Annotated in this window: 12 protein-coding genes; 1 reads left to right on the forward strand and 11 read right to left on the reverse strand. The window is 44.2% G+C overall.

Annotated elements, in window-relative coordinates:
* Window positions 1–13 precede the first annotated feature (13 nt).
* Complete coding sequence (locus BLS14_RS08420; RefSeq protein WP_090951049.1) at window positions 14–895, reverse strand: phosphotransferase family protein; 882 nt, start codon at window positions 893–895, stop codon at window positions 14–16.
* 157 nt (window positions 896–1,052) lie between these two features.
* Entirely contained in the window at window positions 1,053–1,925 is an 873-nt protein-coding gene (locus tag BLS14_RS08430; RefSeq protein ID WP_063562717.1) for a LysR family transcriptional regulator, read from the reverse strand.
* Window positions 1,926–2,036: 111 nt separating this feature from the next.
* Between BLS14_RS08430 and dapA the strand changes: the two genes are divergently transcribed.
* Entirely contained in the window at window positions 2,037–2,933 is an 897-nt protein-coding gene (gene dapA, locus BLS14_RS08435) for a 4-hydroxy-tetrahydrodipicolinate synthase (protein ID WP_063562718.1), read from the forward strand.
* A 197-nt stretch (window positions 2,934–3,130) separates the two neighbouring features.
* Here dapA and eis read toward each other — a convergent pair whose 3' ends face one another.
* The 9 genes from eis to BLS14_RS08480 form a co-directional block, all read right to left on the reverse strand.
* Entirely contained in the window at window positions 3,131–4,345 is a 1,215-nt protein-coding gene (eis, locus tag BLS14_RS08440; protein ID WP_063562719.1) for a GNAT family N-acetyltransferase, read from the reverse strand.
* A gap of 86 nt (window positions 4,346–4,431) precedes the next feature.
* Entirely contained in the window at window positions 4,432–5,607 is a 1,176-nt protein-coding gene (locus tag BLS14_RS08445; protein WP_090951055.1) for an FAD-dependent oxidoreductase, read from the reverse strand.
* A gap of 501 nt (window positions 5,608–6,108) precedes the next feature.
* Window positions 6,109–6,384: a barstar family protein gene (locus BLS14_RS08450; protein ID WP_063562721.1), complete on the reverse strand. Its 276-nt coding sequence runs from the start codon at window positions 6,382–6,384 to the stop codon at window positions 6,109–6,111.
* Window positions 6,385–6,399: 15 nt separating this feature from the next.
* Complete coding sequence (locus tag BLS14_RS08455) at window positions 6,400–6,837, reverse strand: ribonuclease (protein WP_063562722.1); 438 nt, start codon at window positions 6,835–6,837, stop codon at window positions 6,400–6,402.
* A gap of 160 nt (window positions 6,838–6,997) precedes the next feature.
* Window positions 6,998–9,577, reverse strand: coding sequence for a glycosyl hydrolase (locus BLS14_RS08460; RefSeq protein ID WP_090951058.1), 2,580 nt, complete (start codon window positions 9,575–9,577; stop codon window positions 6,998–7,000).
* A gap of 287 nt (window positions 9,578–9,864) precedes the next feature.
* Window positions 9,865–12,744 (reverse strand): family 78 glycoside hydrolase catalytic domain, encoded by a 2,880-nt coding sequence (locus tag BLS14_RS08465; RefSeq protein ID WP_063562724.1) that lies wholly within the window; start codon window positions 12,742–12,744, stop codon window positions 9,865–9,867.
* A 76-nt stretch (window positions 12,745–12,820) separates the two neighbouring features.
* Window positions 12,821–14,350: a glycoside hydrolase family 28 protein gene (locus BLS14_RS08470; RefSeq protein ID WP_090951061.1), complete on the reverse strand. Its 1,530-nt coding sequence runs from the start codon at window positions 14,348–14,350 to the stop codon at window positions 12,821–12,823.
* A gap of 78 nt (window positions 14,351–14,428) precedes the next feature.
* A complete protein-coding gene (locus tag BLS14_RS08475) occupies window positions 14,429–15,298 on the reverse strand; it encodes a carbohydrate ABC transporter permease (protein ID WP_063562726.1) in 870 nt (289 codons plus the stop codon).
* Window positions 15,298–16,257: an ABC transporter permease gene (locus BLS14_RS08480; RefSeq protein WP_090951064.1), complete on the reverse strand. Its 960-nt coding sequence runs from the start codon at window positions 16,255–16,257 to the stop codon at window positions 15,298–15,300. The genes BLS14_RS08475 and BLS14_RS08480 overlap by 1 nt, the downstream gene beginning before the upstream one ends.
* Window positions 16,258–16,266: the final 9 nt, after the last annotated feature.

Consider the following 16,266-nt stretch of genomic DNA (forward strand, 5'->3'; position numbering starts at 1 on the left):
AAGCCATCAATAATCAGTAACTGACTGATTTCTTCAATACTTCTATACTTTCCTGAAGGAACGATTGATTTCTTTCAACTCCTCTGTTTTTACACCAAACAACGGCACTGAAAGCATCATAGAAATTATAAAACGGCAATACAATTTCGAGATTTAACATGTTCCGAATGGTCTGATAACCTTCGAAGTACGGGGACTTCGTTCTCGGGTTTACTTCCCAAATATATCTATTGATTTTAGTAAAGTCTATTTCAGAGGAGCCACCCCGAGCACTCTCAAAATCAATAATGCCAGTAACCTTGTTACCATTCACCAATATATTGCCATGTCGAAAATCCATATGTACCAAACAGGGTCCGTCAGGATCTGGTAAAGCAGAGAACACGCCATCAAAATGAAGAATACATCGTTCATACAATGCTGGTTCGAGGAGCTCTTTGCAGGGCTCTTTCCACTTTTCAAAATTATTTTTGATATGTAGTCTCCAATTATTTTGGTCAAGAATATTAAATCCATCGGTTGAATGGTATCCATATCCTGGAGTTTTTACCTCATGGAGCATTGCATGATATACACCCATTTGAAAAGATAGCTTTTCATCCATATTTTCTGTACAAGGCACCCCTTGAATTGCAGAGAGAAGCAATGCTCCAGTATTACTTTCATCCCCATACCAAATGTCAAATACCTTAGGAACAGGTATGACGTCCTTCAATATTTCAAGCATCTGAAATTCGCGAAATAGCTTATCCTTGTTATATGGAATCTTAACATATACGTCTTCTCCACTAAGAAGAGTAAGTTTATATACATCCGAACTAAATGATTCCGGAACATTTTCAATATTCAAGACATTCAATTTCAGCTTTTCTATAACGTTTAGAATGGAACTCATGTGGCACCTCCTTTATTTGCGTTCAATATAAATCAGCGAGCCCTTTTGATGTGGCTCGCTGATTTTATGGGCTCTTATATTAACATATTTATCCTGGAGTTGGCTAAAGAAATTACAGAAAAAGCGGATATAATGCTGCTAAACAGCGATCAATTCTTTACTTTTTCAAGCTTTCCATAAAATCGTGCAGTGCGTTGGATACCCACTTTTTCGGATGAAGAACGAGTTGAATTTCGAGTTGAAGCTCTGCATGTTCAAGGGGTAAGGCTTTCAGCTCCCCCCGCTCGATTTCTTCCATTACAGCCATTTGCGGCAGAATCGAAATACCCTCACCTGACTTAATACTTCTTTTGATCGCTTCCGGATTGCCAAGTTCCAGACCGATCCGATAAGGGATTGAATTTGCGCGAAGCACTCTTTCAAGCAGCTGCCTGTAATTACAGGTATCTTCAGGCATGATCCATTCCATATCCTTTAGATCATTCAATTCAATCTGCGTTTTGGCGATCAGCGGATGCTGCGGATGGACGATCAGCAAAAGCGGTTCTTGGCGAATGGTAATCCACTGCAAAGCCGGATCGCTCGAATCATCTGCGAGAATAAGTCCAATATCGGCTTCACCTTCCCTGACCTGATGCAAAATTAACCCCTCACGATTCGTATGCAGTCGTATGTTCAGATCCGGGTATTCCTTACGGGTGGCTTGCATATATGGAGGTAAAAAGTAAGAAGCGATAGAGTCCATCGTACCGATCGTTAAGGAGCCACCACCCTGCTTCGCCATTTTTTCCTTGGACTGCTCAAACAATTCCAACATCTGTCCGGCAAGCTTGAACAGCTCTTCCCCGGCAGAAGTCAGACGAATCTTGTTATTGCTATAGCGTTCAAACAGTTTGACTTGATATGCTTTTTCCAGCTTCTGAATTTGCGTAGTAACACTGGATTGTGCATAACCCAGCACCTCTGCAGCTCTGGTGAAGCTCTCGCGAATTGCGACTTCTCTAAACGTCTGAAGATAGATTAAATCCAACTTGCTCACCTCATCGAAAATATTGATGACAACTATCATTTGTTATAGGTAACTGTGATGCTGGTTCCTATGTTACATTAGTTTCAATATAACGGGAAGAGGTAGTTGATTATGATGAACGAACAACATGTTCAAGGAATTTATATACCGGTAATTGCCCCTTTTACGGATGACCACAAACTCGACATTGAATCGTATCGCAAATATGTTACCCATCTTGCCAAACACGACATTCAGGGATTGGTCGTAAACGGCACGACAGGAGAATCTCCGACTGTCTCCTGGGATGAAGTAAAGCAGATGGTGGAAGTAACGAAAGAGATTTTGATAAGTCTGAACAAAACCATTCCCCTCGTCGTGGGAACAGGAACCAATGATACCTATTCGACGGTTCATCGGACCGAAATGGCCGCTGAATTAGGAGCAGATGCTGCTCTGGTGGTCACTCCTTATTACAACAGACCGACGCAAGAAGGAATTCTTGAGCATTTTTCCAACGCGTCCCGGACAGGATTGCCGATTCTAGTCTATGAGATTCCGGCTCGAACCGGTAGTCGCATGACCTTGGATACAATGAGAAAAGTCATGGATCTGGATGGGGTTATTGGCCTGAAGGACAGCACTGGCGGTTTGGATCTGCTGCTGGCGCTAACCCAATATGAGACGAAGCCTGTACTTTGCGGCGAGGATGCGTATTTCCATGCGATGCTATGTCAAGGTGCCGCAGGCGGGATGGTGGCCTCTGCCAATATTCATACCCAAAGGTATGTGGACGTGTATCAACGCTTTGTATCTGGTGACGTGAATGCATCAAGAGACAGCTTTAAGCAACTGCAACCGCTGATTAGTGACGTGTTTGCAGAGCCTGCTCCAGCCTCGATCAAATGGTGGCTGGCTCAGCAACAGCTGATTGCTTCTGCAAAACTGCGTCTGCCGCTGACTGCCGCATCGGAAAAAGCAAAACAAAGGTTGTCGGATACACTCGCAGAGATGGTCGTACCTTCTTAAACAAGCGCATATCTTGCTACGATTTATGTATATATCTAGTCTGATTTATTGAGACATCATGGAATGAAAATCAAAAAACAACCAGTATGGATAACATCTATACTGGTTGTTTTAATTTTAAACAGAGGTCTCCAGACGGAGAACGAGATATTGCCAATTCATCATTCATCAGGGAATGCTGATCATTACTTTGAATATTAAAAGTAATCCGAAAAGTAAGGCGCCTGCTGCTCAATAGCATCTTCTAACAAATCAAGCGTTTCTGGATCACATTTAATACGGCCAATCTTATGCAAATACTCAGGACGCTTATAACCTAACAACATGGTCGTCATGGTTTGGATACTTATGCTATCTTCACTACGTCGACTTTGACTCCGAATTACTCTTCCGCTTCCATTCGGTTCAATCTGTAGAGTAAATGTGCCTTGATTCCAAGACAGCAACGGATCTTGCAACGTAAACGTCCACTCTCTATCCATCGCTGCGGGTTTGAACGGATATTTTGAGATAAATTGCTCAATGTCCACGATCCGTGCCATAAAGTAAGGTGAAATGGTTTCCTTAATATCCGCATCTTCCAGCAAAAAGGCAAGCTGTTCATCGGTATGAATATTGCCTACCACTTTAGATATCATTGAAAAATGTGCACTAATGAAATTCCACAGTCCACTGCGTGCCTCTTCATGAATGAAGATCATATCTTTGACGTGGAACACTTCTTCTTCAATCCAATATAAAATGTAGCCATCCGGTTGACCGTCTTCTCCATAATAGACAGCTGCAGTTAAATCATCTGAATCCCATCGCCAATACTCACTCCACGCAAGTTCTTTCCGCAGCATGGCTCCATGGGTTTGCATTGAAAAGCGTTCATAAGCCACCTTCACATCTTCGCTGTCGGGTTCGACACGTGCCACATCACCAGGAACAGGTTTGTTTTTGGGTAATTGGAAGTCTTGAACCTCAAACACGATTTTATCAGAAATGATCTCCCACCCTTTACGGCGATAATACGGTATGGAGTAAGGATACAAGTAAGAAATGGATTGTTTCTGTCCACGCATATTGGTGAGAGCTTGCAGCAGCAGTTTATTCATTAAGCCTTGACCCGAATATTCCGGAAAAGTCCCCACACCAGTGACGCCACCCATAGCGTATGTTTCGTTAAATATCCGAACTTCAAATGGATATATGGATACCTGAGAAATCAGTTTTTCTCCATCAAACCATCCAAGTACATCTGCTTGTTGTAAGACAGGTGATTTTTCATGGAGAATTTCGCTTTCTTTCCAGCCATGTTTGTGAAGATCATTATGAGTAACTTGAAATACATAGCGTAACAGTTGACTATATTGTTCTAAATGCGCTAAATCTACTTTTTTCATTTTTAAATTTTGCTTACGATGCATGCCAGTTATTCTCCCTTGGTTTTAAATTATATTATTTACCAATTGCTGCAGAATAATGCTGGCTCTGATCTAGATCAAGATAATTATTAAGATCTTGTTTTTACCTCTCTAAGTTTCCCTGTCGAATCTCTAAGGATAATATCCAGAAACTTATGTGCTGCATTATGTGAGAAGCTGAGCTTAAGATTCATATCTGACTCCAGTGTTGCTTTAGAGCTATATGCAAACATTTTTTTCTCGTAGTGCTCTAAAGCCGTTTTTAGATCGCTGTGATTAGCAAGAGATAAGCCTAACTCAGCTGCATCAAGCATCGCAATATTCGCTCCTTTTCCTGCAAATGGAGACATTAAATGCGCAGAATCTCCTATGAGAGTGACCCCGTCCTTATGCGTCCAGCTGTGGTCGATTGGCAACATATAGATTCTACGAGGCAACATCTCGCCATCAGAATAACGAATGTAATTTTTCAAGTCATCACTCCAATCGGATAATAATTGGAGCAGAGATTCTTTTGCCATTGTTGGTTGTTCAAATTTAATACCGCAATTATCCAGCCATTCTTTTTCAATCCTGAAAGCCAAATAAACTCGGATGCGGCCGTCACCATTAAGCTGAGCCATAATCGCTTTTTGATCTTGGAATGCAAACATACTCCCTTTCCCGTTGAATTCAGCTAAATCCGGGTGAATTTCATCAACATTTGATATCCCCATCTCAACCGCGCTTATTCCCGTGTAGATCGGCTGCACATCCGAGAGAAACTCGCGAACTCTTGAAAAAGCACCGTCAGCACCAACAACAAGATCTACAAGTTCTGTATGCTCATTCTCAAAATGCAACTCAAGCTGACCGTTGTCTAGTGAATTTATACTTTTTAGGTGATGGCCCCATTTTATTGTGTTTGGTTCAATAGAATCCAATAACAATTTGCGAAGTACGCCACGATCTATCTCAGGTCTATGGTTATCTTCGGGACCTGATATTGCGTCCCAATAGACTTTTCCGGTTTTATCTAGAAGCCGTAAGTCCTGGCCTTCATAACGAGCATTCACTTCGAATTTTTTTATCAGTCCAGCTACCTCCAATGCATATTGACCTGACTCAGGATGCATATCAAGTGTGCCGCCTTGTTGACGAGAGTTGGAGGATGGTTCACGCTCATATACAGTAGCTTTCATTCCATTTTGCTGCAGAATTCGAGCAAGCGTTAATCCAGAAGGACCTCCACCAATGATAGCAATACGGGCATTTTTATTTGACATACGAAAATCTCCCTTCAATCATATTAATAGTTAAGATAAATAAAATGCCGTCAAACGTATTATTATTTACCTGTAAACAATAATAATTGATAAAGATTATCATTGTCAAATGTTAACGTGATAATGTCTATATCTTAGAATACTAACGTTTGTTTTAAAAATCATGCTAGAATTAAGCGAAACGAACCATTTTGTCTATTCATTTGACCTGAAGCTGATAAATTATCGCTTTGGTTCCTTTATCCAATTTAAATGCTACTCATGTGCTCATAAAATATTTCATATTATAATCTGTTTTATTGTAAACTAGTTAACTAAATTACATGAACAAAAATGCTATTCACAATCCGTTTAAACACATTATGTCTTCTGCTTATAAAAAATCCAGACATGTGTTGATCTTCTCATTTGGGACAAGATTTCGTACCAACAAAACAAAAAAAAGCCGCTAAAATAGCGACTTTCAATGGATCCATCTTATTGCCTCGTACCAAGTAGTAATTAATTTTTTAAGTCCAATGTAAATCCTTCCAGCTCTTCTTCAGCTTCATGCATCAGATCCAACAACTGATCTGCGTACTCTCCAAGAGACTTCCGACTTGCCTCAAAATCAATCCACTGAATGGTAAGTGGCATAGGAAGAAATCCAGTTAGGCAATCCCATAATGCGTCCAAATTCCGCCCATACGTTTGACCTAACTCAAGACTGGTCTGAAGTACATCATGTAACTCTTCTTTTCCATGAATGTCCTTTCCATTGATGACTACTGTCTTCATATGATCACCCTTTCTCTATTCGATTTGCTCGAACGTACGATAATGATCGGTTGTTTTATAGATTAATCCATCATTGGAGTATAAAATCCGATCACTGCCCCGCGTTCCTCCCGAATAGTTAATATCTGCTTCGTACCAAGTCCTTCCTTTTTTCTTGGGCAACAGCCCTTCTCGATTTTGAAATACGTCACCGCCAATGCTTTTGCCTGGAGCCACTTTTTCCAAATTACCTTTACTAGGCTCCCATCCTAATTCTCTAGCTTCTTTCTTGGTTATATAATTTTCCGGGAGTTCATTATGCTCCGAAATATACTTGGCTACTTCATCAAATTGCGTTAGAGTTGCATTCTCTTGAGATGAGCCATTTAATGAAACCGTTTCGAGTGAGCAGCCTGTAAACAGGATGGTCGCCAGAATAAAAAGTAAAGCACCTAACCACTTTTTTACAACCATTGATTTTGATCTCCTTCTGAAAAATTAGCATCCTCCCTATCATAACATGTTCCTTTCGTATACTCCTCTTTATATTCGTTTCTCGCGGCTTTCAGCCGTCCCAACAGAAAAAGGCTGGAGTAGGGATATCCCCGCTCCAACCTTTATTATGCTTGCCTGCTTACGGCTCAATTCCCCAAACCAGTTGACCGTTGATATAGCCGGTAACCTGTTCATGGTTTGCGAACTGAGTACTCGATGCCTTAAACGAGTAATCGTTAGCCTGGTTGTAATTGGACCAGTTATTTTTGGAGAAACGTGCTTGAATTTCTGCGCTTTGTCCGGCATTAAGCGTTCCGGCAGAACTCGTAAAACCAACTTCCAAAACATAATCCGCTCCGGCAACTGGCGTTGCCAATTTAACGAATTTGCTGGTTACATTTGCACTTCCGATACTGGCCCAGTCAGACCAAAAACTCTGTGCTTCTTCCCCGTCGATCGTATAGTAATACCGGAGCTTTACATCACTTAACTGAATCGCCGAATTACCGGTATTGACCACTTTGAATTTAGGTGAGATTCCGTTGGTGGACACACTTGTATTGCCGTTAAAGGCTTGGATCGTCAAATTCCCAGAGGGTACAGAAACACTGCTGTCCACTACGTTTACTGTTAGAACAGCGTTATTTCCTCCATTAAAATGAAACGTTATCGTATTTTGGCTTAGCGGCAGCGTGGAAAGGTAGGATTTGCGCAGAACGATGGCATTGCTTGATGCCGTATAATCCTGGCCTGATACAAGTGTATAATTCCCATTCGTTATGCTTGTAAGCTGTCTTCCGTTTAAGGTAAGAGTCAAGGAAACATCCTGTGCTAGATTCGCTGCTTTATCAAATGTTGCATTCACGGGCGAAATTACAGCGCTTGTGCTTGGTGTTGAATCAACAATTTTAACTTTTAATACAGGATCTTGCCCTTGATTAAAATCAAAAACGATGGAATGTTCGCCAACCGGCAGTCCGGCTAAGAATTCTTTTTTCAGCAGTAACGTACTTCCGCTTAACGTATAATCCTGATTTGCAGTCAATGCAGAGGTACCTATCCGTAGACCGGTTAACGTATTACCGTTAAAGTTCACGGTTATGGCCTTGTCGCTTGGATTGGGCGTATGTTTGTCAAATTCAACGGTTGTAGGTGTGAGGGACGCGTTTGATGTTGGATTGTTAACCTTCAAATTAGGCAGTTCATTCAGCGTAATGACATAATCGCTTTGATAAAGCGTTTTCAGAGTTGCCGGATAATTAAAGGCTGAACTCATGAGATGCTCGCCGTACCACGGGCAGAAGTAGAGCCATCCTGATTTTTCCTCTGTCAGATTCTGTACACTTGGGACGGTATCATTCTCCGTCATGGCCACCATTTTCTTGCCGCCCGTTAAATCAACCAGTTGATAGAAGATCGAGGTAATGGCATCCTCATTCGGTACGCCGGACAACCCGTCAGTGCGGTTGTAGATCGTATTGTATTTATCATAGCCGACAATATCTACCCGATCGTCACCAGGGTACCATGCAGGAGAAGTGTTATATACGTAGCTGTTGTAAGTCCAAATCAAGTTGTGCAAACCGTAGGTCTCTGTAAGTTCAGTGTAGAGCATATCCCACAGTTGTTTGTACACATCTGCACCTGCGGAAGCCCACCAGAACCAGGCGCCTTCTCCATTTAACCCACCGTTGCCCTCCGCCTCATGATAAGGACGGAAAAGAACGGGCACATTGTTATCTTGCAGAATCAACAGTTGTTCCGCCAGATCATCAATCGTACTCATTACGTATTGATATTCTTTCGTACCAGGAATTACGGCGTTGGCTGTATTAAAATTGGTTTCTGTTGGTTTATAAGTAGCCTCTTTCCAATCCACATGGTCACCAAGCTGGTAGGTCGTGAAATTTCGGGGTACATTAATATGCCAGGAAGCTGTCGCAATTCCATCCCGGTTATTCACCCAATCGATCATTCGATCGGTTGTGCCGTCTTCCCATCCGTAGAGCGGATTATAGTTCATAAAATCAAATCCGCGGATAGCCGGATACTTTCCGGTTAAATTATGAATCCAATCAAACTCCAACTCCGTATTGCCATCGTTTCCACCACCGTATATCTCCTGTTGACCTGAGATAATATGATTGCCATAAACCTCCGTTAAATAATTCATCAGAAGTTGTGTTTCCGGTGTGGCTTGAGAATCAGTAAGGACAGGCTGAACATCCAGGGGATCAAGATTGGCATAGTCCACAGTGAAGGTGTCGAAATAAGCGAAGCCCCAACCAGCCTTCAGTTGAATCGTGTTGCTTCCCTGATTCAGCTTCTGATAACCAAAATTGAAATCAGACCATGTTGTTGTGTATGGCAGCATATATGAGCCCTTGGTAACACCATTAACGGATAGATATTGAAGTCGGCCGTCGGCACTAAGCTCCTGCATGTATCGGGTAGAAATTGCATACATGCCTGTTTCGGGGACAGTCACAGTGAAGGTTATCGTGCCGGAATTCTGCATCCAGACAAATCCACTTCCAGAAAATCCGGGCTTGGGTTGTCCGTAAATTTCTGTCGTCACTTGAAGATCGGAGGAAAGTAAAGCGTTTTCGCTTTCGATCGTAAAAAGTGGGGAATCTGCATGAACGGGTACTGTCATCAATCCAAGAAGCAGAGTCAATGCCAGCATTAATACGCCTGTCTTTTTGAGCAAAATCATCATCATCATCTTCCTTCCCATTTTAAAATATGATAAAGAATGATCCCTCTGTTTACTCATGATGGCGCTTTCATTGTAAACATAGCATATGTATCAAGTTTTGCAAATATATGGACGAAAAAAAGCCGCAATTTGCGGCTTTCATTGGGAGGCTGTTTTTATCTCCCAACATTTTATCCTGTCCTCCCCTCCAAGTAGTCACACGGTCAACTTAAGGGGAGACTATCAAATTGGCGACTTCCTTCATAAGATCATACATGTTTGCCTTCTGGCAGGTTACCTACTATTCATTAATCAGCGGGATAAGACAGCCTCTTGGTCCTGACAGAAGTAATGCTACCTGTCATTCCATTCGGCAACCGAATATCCAGTTCGATATTTTCAGGAGCGGTTATCCTGAGAAACATCGTATTATCTTCAATGCGCCAATCCACCTCGATTGTCCCAGCGCCTGGCAGCGGTACCGCTCCCCGAGCCCAGCTCAATCCACATGGCACCGGTTCGATACGCACTTTGGACCAGCCTAATGCATCGCGCTTCACCCCGAGCACGCTTCGCCCCAGGAAATAGGCAGGTCCGGCAGACCATGCATGGCAATGGCTACGCGTAAGCTGGTCAGGATTGGCCCGGTTTTCCTTGAAGTTCGGGTACATCTCCCAACAAGTCGTTGCTCCATGCTCGATCATTCTCCCGAAGTTTTGGCGAATGTCGCCCAACATGACCTGTTCACGTCCCATCGCCTCCAGTGCTTCGTAATAAAAGAACGACATAAATGGGCTGCCGCTCGGAACGAAAGAGACAGGCGGTTTATCTAAATAATTTTCCAATTGTTCTTTCCGGTCACCTTCGGCGACACCGCATAACAGGGCGATGACCTGCGTCTGCATACTGAAGATATCGGAACGGCGGCCATCTGCGTGGATGCAGTCGATATATGCGCTCTGCTCATCATCCCACAACCTCTCGTTGATTGCCTGAGCGAGTGATGATGCGGCCTGCTCGAATTTCAAGGGATCCGCTGTGGAGATTTCCGCTTCGGTTGCGAGTTTTACAGCCTGACGCAGAGCCATGACAAGCAACTGATTCTGATGAGTCACGACACCGTTATTCGGTTGATCGATCGGTGCCCAATCCAGCAGATTCCATGCTCGTATCTCCAATAGTCCTTCTTTGTTGAGATGCTGTAAGTAATGTTCCAGTGTATAACATACATTTGGCCACATCTCAGCCGCAAACTCTCGGTCCCCAGTGTGCTCGACATATTCCAAGCAGGCGATTGTCCAGAGAAATGTCCAGTTCGGAATGACACTGTTCCAGCCGCTGGGAACCTGATCAAGATAAAGTGGTGATTGATACTTCGAGCCCGGCACAAGGCGTAGACAACGCTTCACAATATCAGTGGCCCCAAAAACATAATAGTTAACAAGTGCTTCATTGCGACTGTCGCCTATCCAAAATGTCTGCTCATATGCCGGGCAATCAACAAATGTGTCTTCCATGCACAGTTGTGTCGTGTGTCGGCTAATTTCCCAGATGTCGTTTAGCAGCGGATCTGAGCATTGGTACGAACCAACCTCCGTTACGGGATACGTGCTTTGAACTATATAAGTCTCATACAGCTTGACCGGATCTATTGCTCCACGTATCGTCAGCACCGCATATCGTAAACCTCGACGGATCGGTGATTCATAACGCTGCCTTCCGCCGCTGCTAATAAAACGGAGTGTATTGTCGAGAGAGTAAGTATGTTGACGATATTCCCCCTTCATATACTCAATGCCATAGAAATCGATGACGGTTCCCTTCGTTGCCTCAATTTCGAACCCGAGAAACCCGGAACGTTGCTTGCCAAAATCGATAATAAGCTCCATATCACTGTCCATGAATCGAGGCAACTCGGCGTACTCCGGTGTTGCCAGCAGACAACGCTCTAGTTGCTGCGGCACCGCGTACGACTCCGCTATAGGACGCCACACATTTGCTCCGAATACATCGTGTTCGGTGTAATATAAGGAAGCCAGCGGTCGAATCCACTCTCGTACTGGCTCTAATTCGAGCATTGATGCTGCACCAGCGGACTGATTGAAGTGCGGATCATATGAATTCACATGACGCTCCTGCAGCGTGTCGATGCAGATCACTTCGTCGAAAGGTCCGACCAGCACAAATGGCGTTTCTCCCCCATGCAATGGGCATTGGAAGGAAAAGGGTATTGATGTATCAGCGGCAATGTGGAACGTACCACCATGGTCCTGCTCGGATACATCCATAAGAAGGAAGTGCTCCCCTGCATCCAGATGCACATCAAAATACCGCTCCGGGAATACTCCGTACCAATCTTGGACTAGCTGTCCGTCGATCCATACCCGCTCTTTGCGTGCCGTGTTGGGAAATCCTAATGTAATGTTACCTGTCTCGGGAACAACGAGCATCGTTGCAATATACCCGATATACTGAATCTGATTGGCATGATCAGCCGAGCTCGGAACCATGGCGTTGCGGAGATCAATTGCCGCGTTCCAAGCCGGTGGTTTAACACGCTGTAAGGACTCGACGCGCGATGGATACAACTTTTCCTCTGTAAGGATTGGAATATCTCTGGGGATGAGTGTTTTCCAAGGTCCAGCACCTACTGGCCCCACGACGTCAGCTAACGACCATGACGAATCACAAAATGATGACTCTTTCCAACCTTCCTCCCCTGCTCTTGCGTCGAATACCTCAGCGAATGCTTGCTGGCATGACATCCGCGGCGAGATTAAATGTGCGCCATGCTTTTCCGTTCGCCACGAATCATCTGTCGCCGTTATCACCTCTCCGTTCAGTGTAATCTCCGCAAGTAAACCGCCACGTCCTCTAACGTAGTAAAAATTAGATACGCCGTAATGCATGACAAGCACTGCGAGCGTATTTTTGCCTCCAGGTTTAAGCAGATGTCCGATGCGATGTGTATCATAAAACTGTTGCGCTGGCCACGACCGGATAGGGCCGCGTCCAATGCAGATCCCATTTACATACGCTATATAACGAGAGTCCGCACTGATGCGCAGCACCGCTTCCTCGGCGTTGTCCGTAACATCAAAGTTCTTACGGAAACGTCTCCACTCATTGCGTGGACTGTCCTCATCGCCGCCCCAGATCCATCTCGCCTTCCATGTTAAGTCGGTCATTGACTTTCCCCCACATTTGTATTGACAGGACTTCCAGATCGAAGTATCCTAGCAAATTGCGACTATTATGCAGCTGTTAATTTACATTTACAAATCGCATGGCCTCTCCCTCTCGGGCATTCACCGTGACGTGATCCAGCACAAGTCCGCGGATGTTATTCGCTATAAAGCCATGCTTGCCAACGGCAGTGATGTTTTCAAGGCGGATATTCTCAAGCGGACTCTCTACTAGGCCAGTGAGATAGATAGCGTTACCGGCAACCGTATCCAATGTGATGTTCTGGAACAATATATTTCGAATGACCGGAGTTTCCTCATTCTTAGGCTGGGTTCCATGCGGATCAAAAATCAAATCGCCGTAGAATTGGTCCACATACAATGCCCCACGGAACCATTGGGTATCTTGAAGTTCAAGATTTTGGTTGGTGAATGTGCAGTCCCGGTAAGTAATATTTTCGATCACATTACCTCGACCACGGATGGCTTTAACGCTAGCGATACTGAAGACATTATGGAACTCGCAGTCTTCTACCAAGACGTTACGCACACCGCCGGACATCTCACTGCCCATAGCCACCCCGAAACCGCTGGTAAAGCGGCAGTTACTGATACGCACATTCTCCGTCGGAATGCCTACTGCTCTACCCTCGGCGTTTCGACCGGACTTGATGGCAATACCGTCATCCTGGCTTGCGATGTGGCAGTTAAAGATATATACGTCACTGCAGGAATCGGGATCCAGCCCGTCGCCGTTCACAATACCTTCATACAGGTTGCCCTCTTCGTCATATTTTGTGTGAATGCCTACACCGTTGACACTTACGCCATTACAGTAGACTATATGCACACACCAAAAGGGAGATTGACGCACGGTGACCCCGTGGATGTACACATTATCAGTATTTCGGATACATATGGCTGACCCCGGTTTGCCCGCAACTTCCGATAACTCTTTTTTGCGAAGTGCGCTGCCGTTGGCATCTATTTTACCGGGACCAGCGATGGTGATGTTGCTTAAACGACCACCCTGCGTATCCTGTGTGTTAACAAGGCTGGCGTAACATGTTCTTTGCAACCCCTCCCAACGAGATTCCAAGAGAGGGTAGTCCTCTGTATCGGGACTGCCAAGCAATACTGCTCCCTCTTCAAGATATAGGGTCATGTCGCTTTTAAGGTATATGGCTCCAGTCAGAAACACACCTTCGGGAATAGTTACTAGGCCGCCTTGGCTGCAGGCGTCGATAGCAGATTGGATTGCCGATGTGTTCAACGTTTCGCCGTCTCCCACTGCGCCGTAGGCTGCAATATCAAACACTTGGGGTTGAGGCCTTGTTATGATGCATATCGTGTTGCTTTGCAGCGGTTCCTCTGTCGACATATACGTAAGAACATATATAAAATACTCGTGTTCAGGTGCAAGACCTTGCAAAGTGTAGTCTGTGTTCTTAGTGGTTGCAGCGAGGGAATTGTTCACATACACCTCGTAGCGTTCCACGCCGTAAGATGCGGGCTTATCCCACAAAAGGGCTATACTGTCTGCTGTTTGGGCTGCGGGCGGCGACGTAAGACTGAAGGTTAAGTGTGTTGGTACTTGTTCGGTCTGCATTATGCGTTCTTCCCTTCCTATTCGTTCCGTAGAATACCTTGCTTGATATATCGTTGTAATCATTCTATCGTTCACACATTATCCTTTGACCGAACCTAACAGCATCCCCTGTGCGAAGTGCTTTTGCAAAAAGGGATAAACGATCAGCAATGGTAATGCCGTTATCAGAATCGCAGCCATCCGAGCCGATGGCGTATATGAGAATATCGGCTCAGCCAATTGACCGATCTGTTCATCATTAATGATTAACATCTGTCGCAAGAAGACTTGGAGCGGCCATTTCGAATTATCATTGAAGTAAATAATTGCCGAGAAATAGGTATTCCAGTTTCCTACCATATAAAACAATGTAAATGTCGCAATCGCGGGCTTGGCTAGAGGAAGAATGATCGTACCGAGTAAACGCCATTCCCCACAGCCATCAATGCGTGCTGATTCCTTCAATTCCATGGGAATCGAACCAAAAAAACTGCGCATGACAATTACATTGAAAGGAGAAACCGCTGCGGGAAGCCAAATAGCCCAAAAGGTATCTACTAACCCCAACCCATTGACCACCAGGTAAGTGGGAATCAAGCCTCCACCGAACAACATTGTAAAGAGCACCATAAAGTTGATTACTGTTCTGCCTTTTAACCATTGCACGGATAACCCATAGGCCATCAGCGAAGTGACTGTAATATTGATAAATGTACCGACCACTGTAATAATGACCGAATTTTTAAAAGCATCAAGGAAACCAGGATTATACAGCAAATATTGATACGCCTCGAAGGTCCATTTACTTGGTAAGAGAAAGAAGCCCCTTGAGTAATAATCGCTTTGTGGTGCAAATGAAGTGACGGTGACGTAAAGGAGCGGCAGAAGAATAAAGACAGAGGCAAGCAGCAGCAAGATATATATAACCGTTCTAAATACTTTTTCTCCAACCGTTAATCTTGCATTCATCAGTAAACCCCTTCCTCTCCAAGACGTTTGGCGATCGTATTTGCCGTAACGACCATTACAATCCCGACAACCGACTTGAACAGACCAATGGCTGACGAGTAGCTGAAGTCGCCCTGCACGAGACCCTGTCGGTACACATAGGTATCGAACACGTCAGAAACACTTAAATTCAGCGAGTTTTGCAAGAGAAAAACATGCTCAAATCCAATGTCGATAAAGCTGCCAAGCCGTAATATGAGCATAATCAATATGACGGACTTCAGCGCAGGAAGAGTTATATGCCATATTTGGCGCATCTTTCCTGCACCATCCACCTTTGCGGCCTCATACAATGTGGGGTCAACGGCGGCGAGCGAAGCTAAATAAATGATTGCTCCGAAGCCAGCGCTTTGCCAAATATTTTGGAATAACCAAACCAACCGGAAATATTGAGGATCAGTCAACAGTTCAATACGGCTTAAGCCCAAACTGTTTAACAATTGGTTGATCCCGCCATCCTGTGTACTAAATAGCAGTACCGTAATTCCGACTATGACCACCCAAGATAAAAAATGTGGGGCGTATAAAATCGTTTGAACCGTGTTTTTGAAAAATCGATTTCTCACTTCGTTTAACAATATGGCTACTATGATGGGAGCCGGGAATGCAACGAGCACGTCAAGTAGATTGAGGAAGAGTGTATTTTGCAGTAGCAGAAGAAAATCCTTCTCAGTGAAGAGGCGTACAAAATGATCCATACCTACCCATTCGCTTCCCCATACCCCTTTGAAGGGACTGTAGGACTTAAAGGCAATGAGAATGCCCCCCATCGGACCATAGCGGAAAATTAAAAAGTAAAGCAAACCTGGCAGGATCATCACATAGATGGGAAATGCTCGAATCAAATAACGCTTAAACTTGCTGGATTGAGAAAACACTCCGTATCTTGATGCTGAATGTCTGATTTCCTGATTATTCATTGCGTTTGC

Source organism: Paenibacillus sp. OK060 (assembly GCF_900101205.1).
Lineage (GTDB): Bacteria > Bacillota > Bacilli > Paenibacillales > Paenibacillaceae > Paenibacillus > Paenibacillus marchantiae.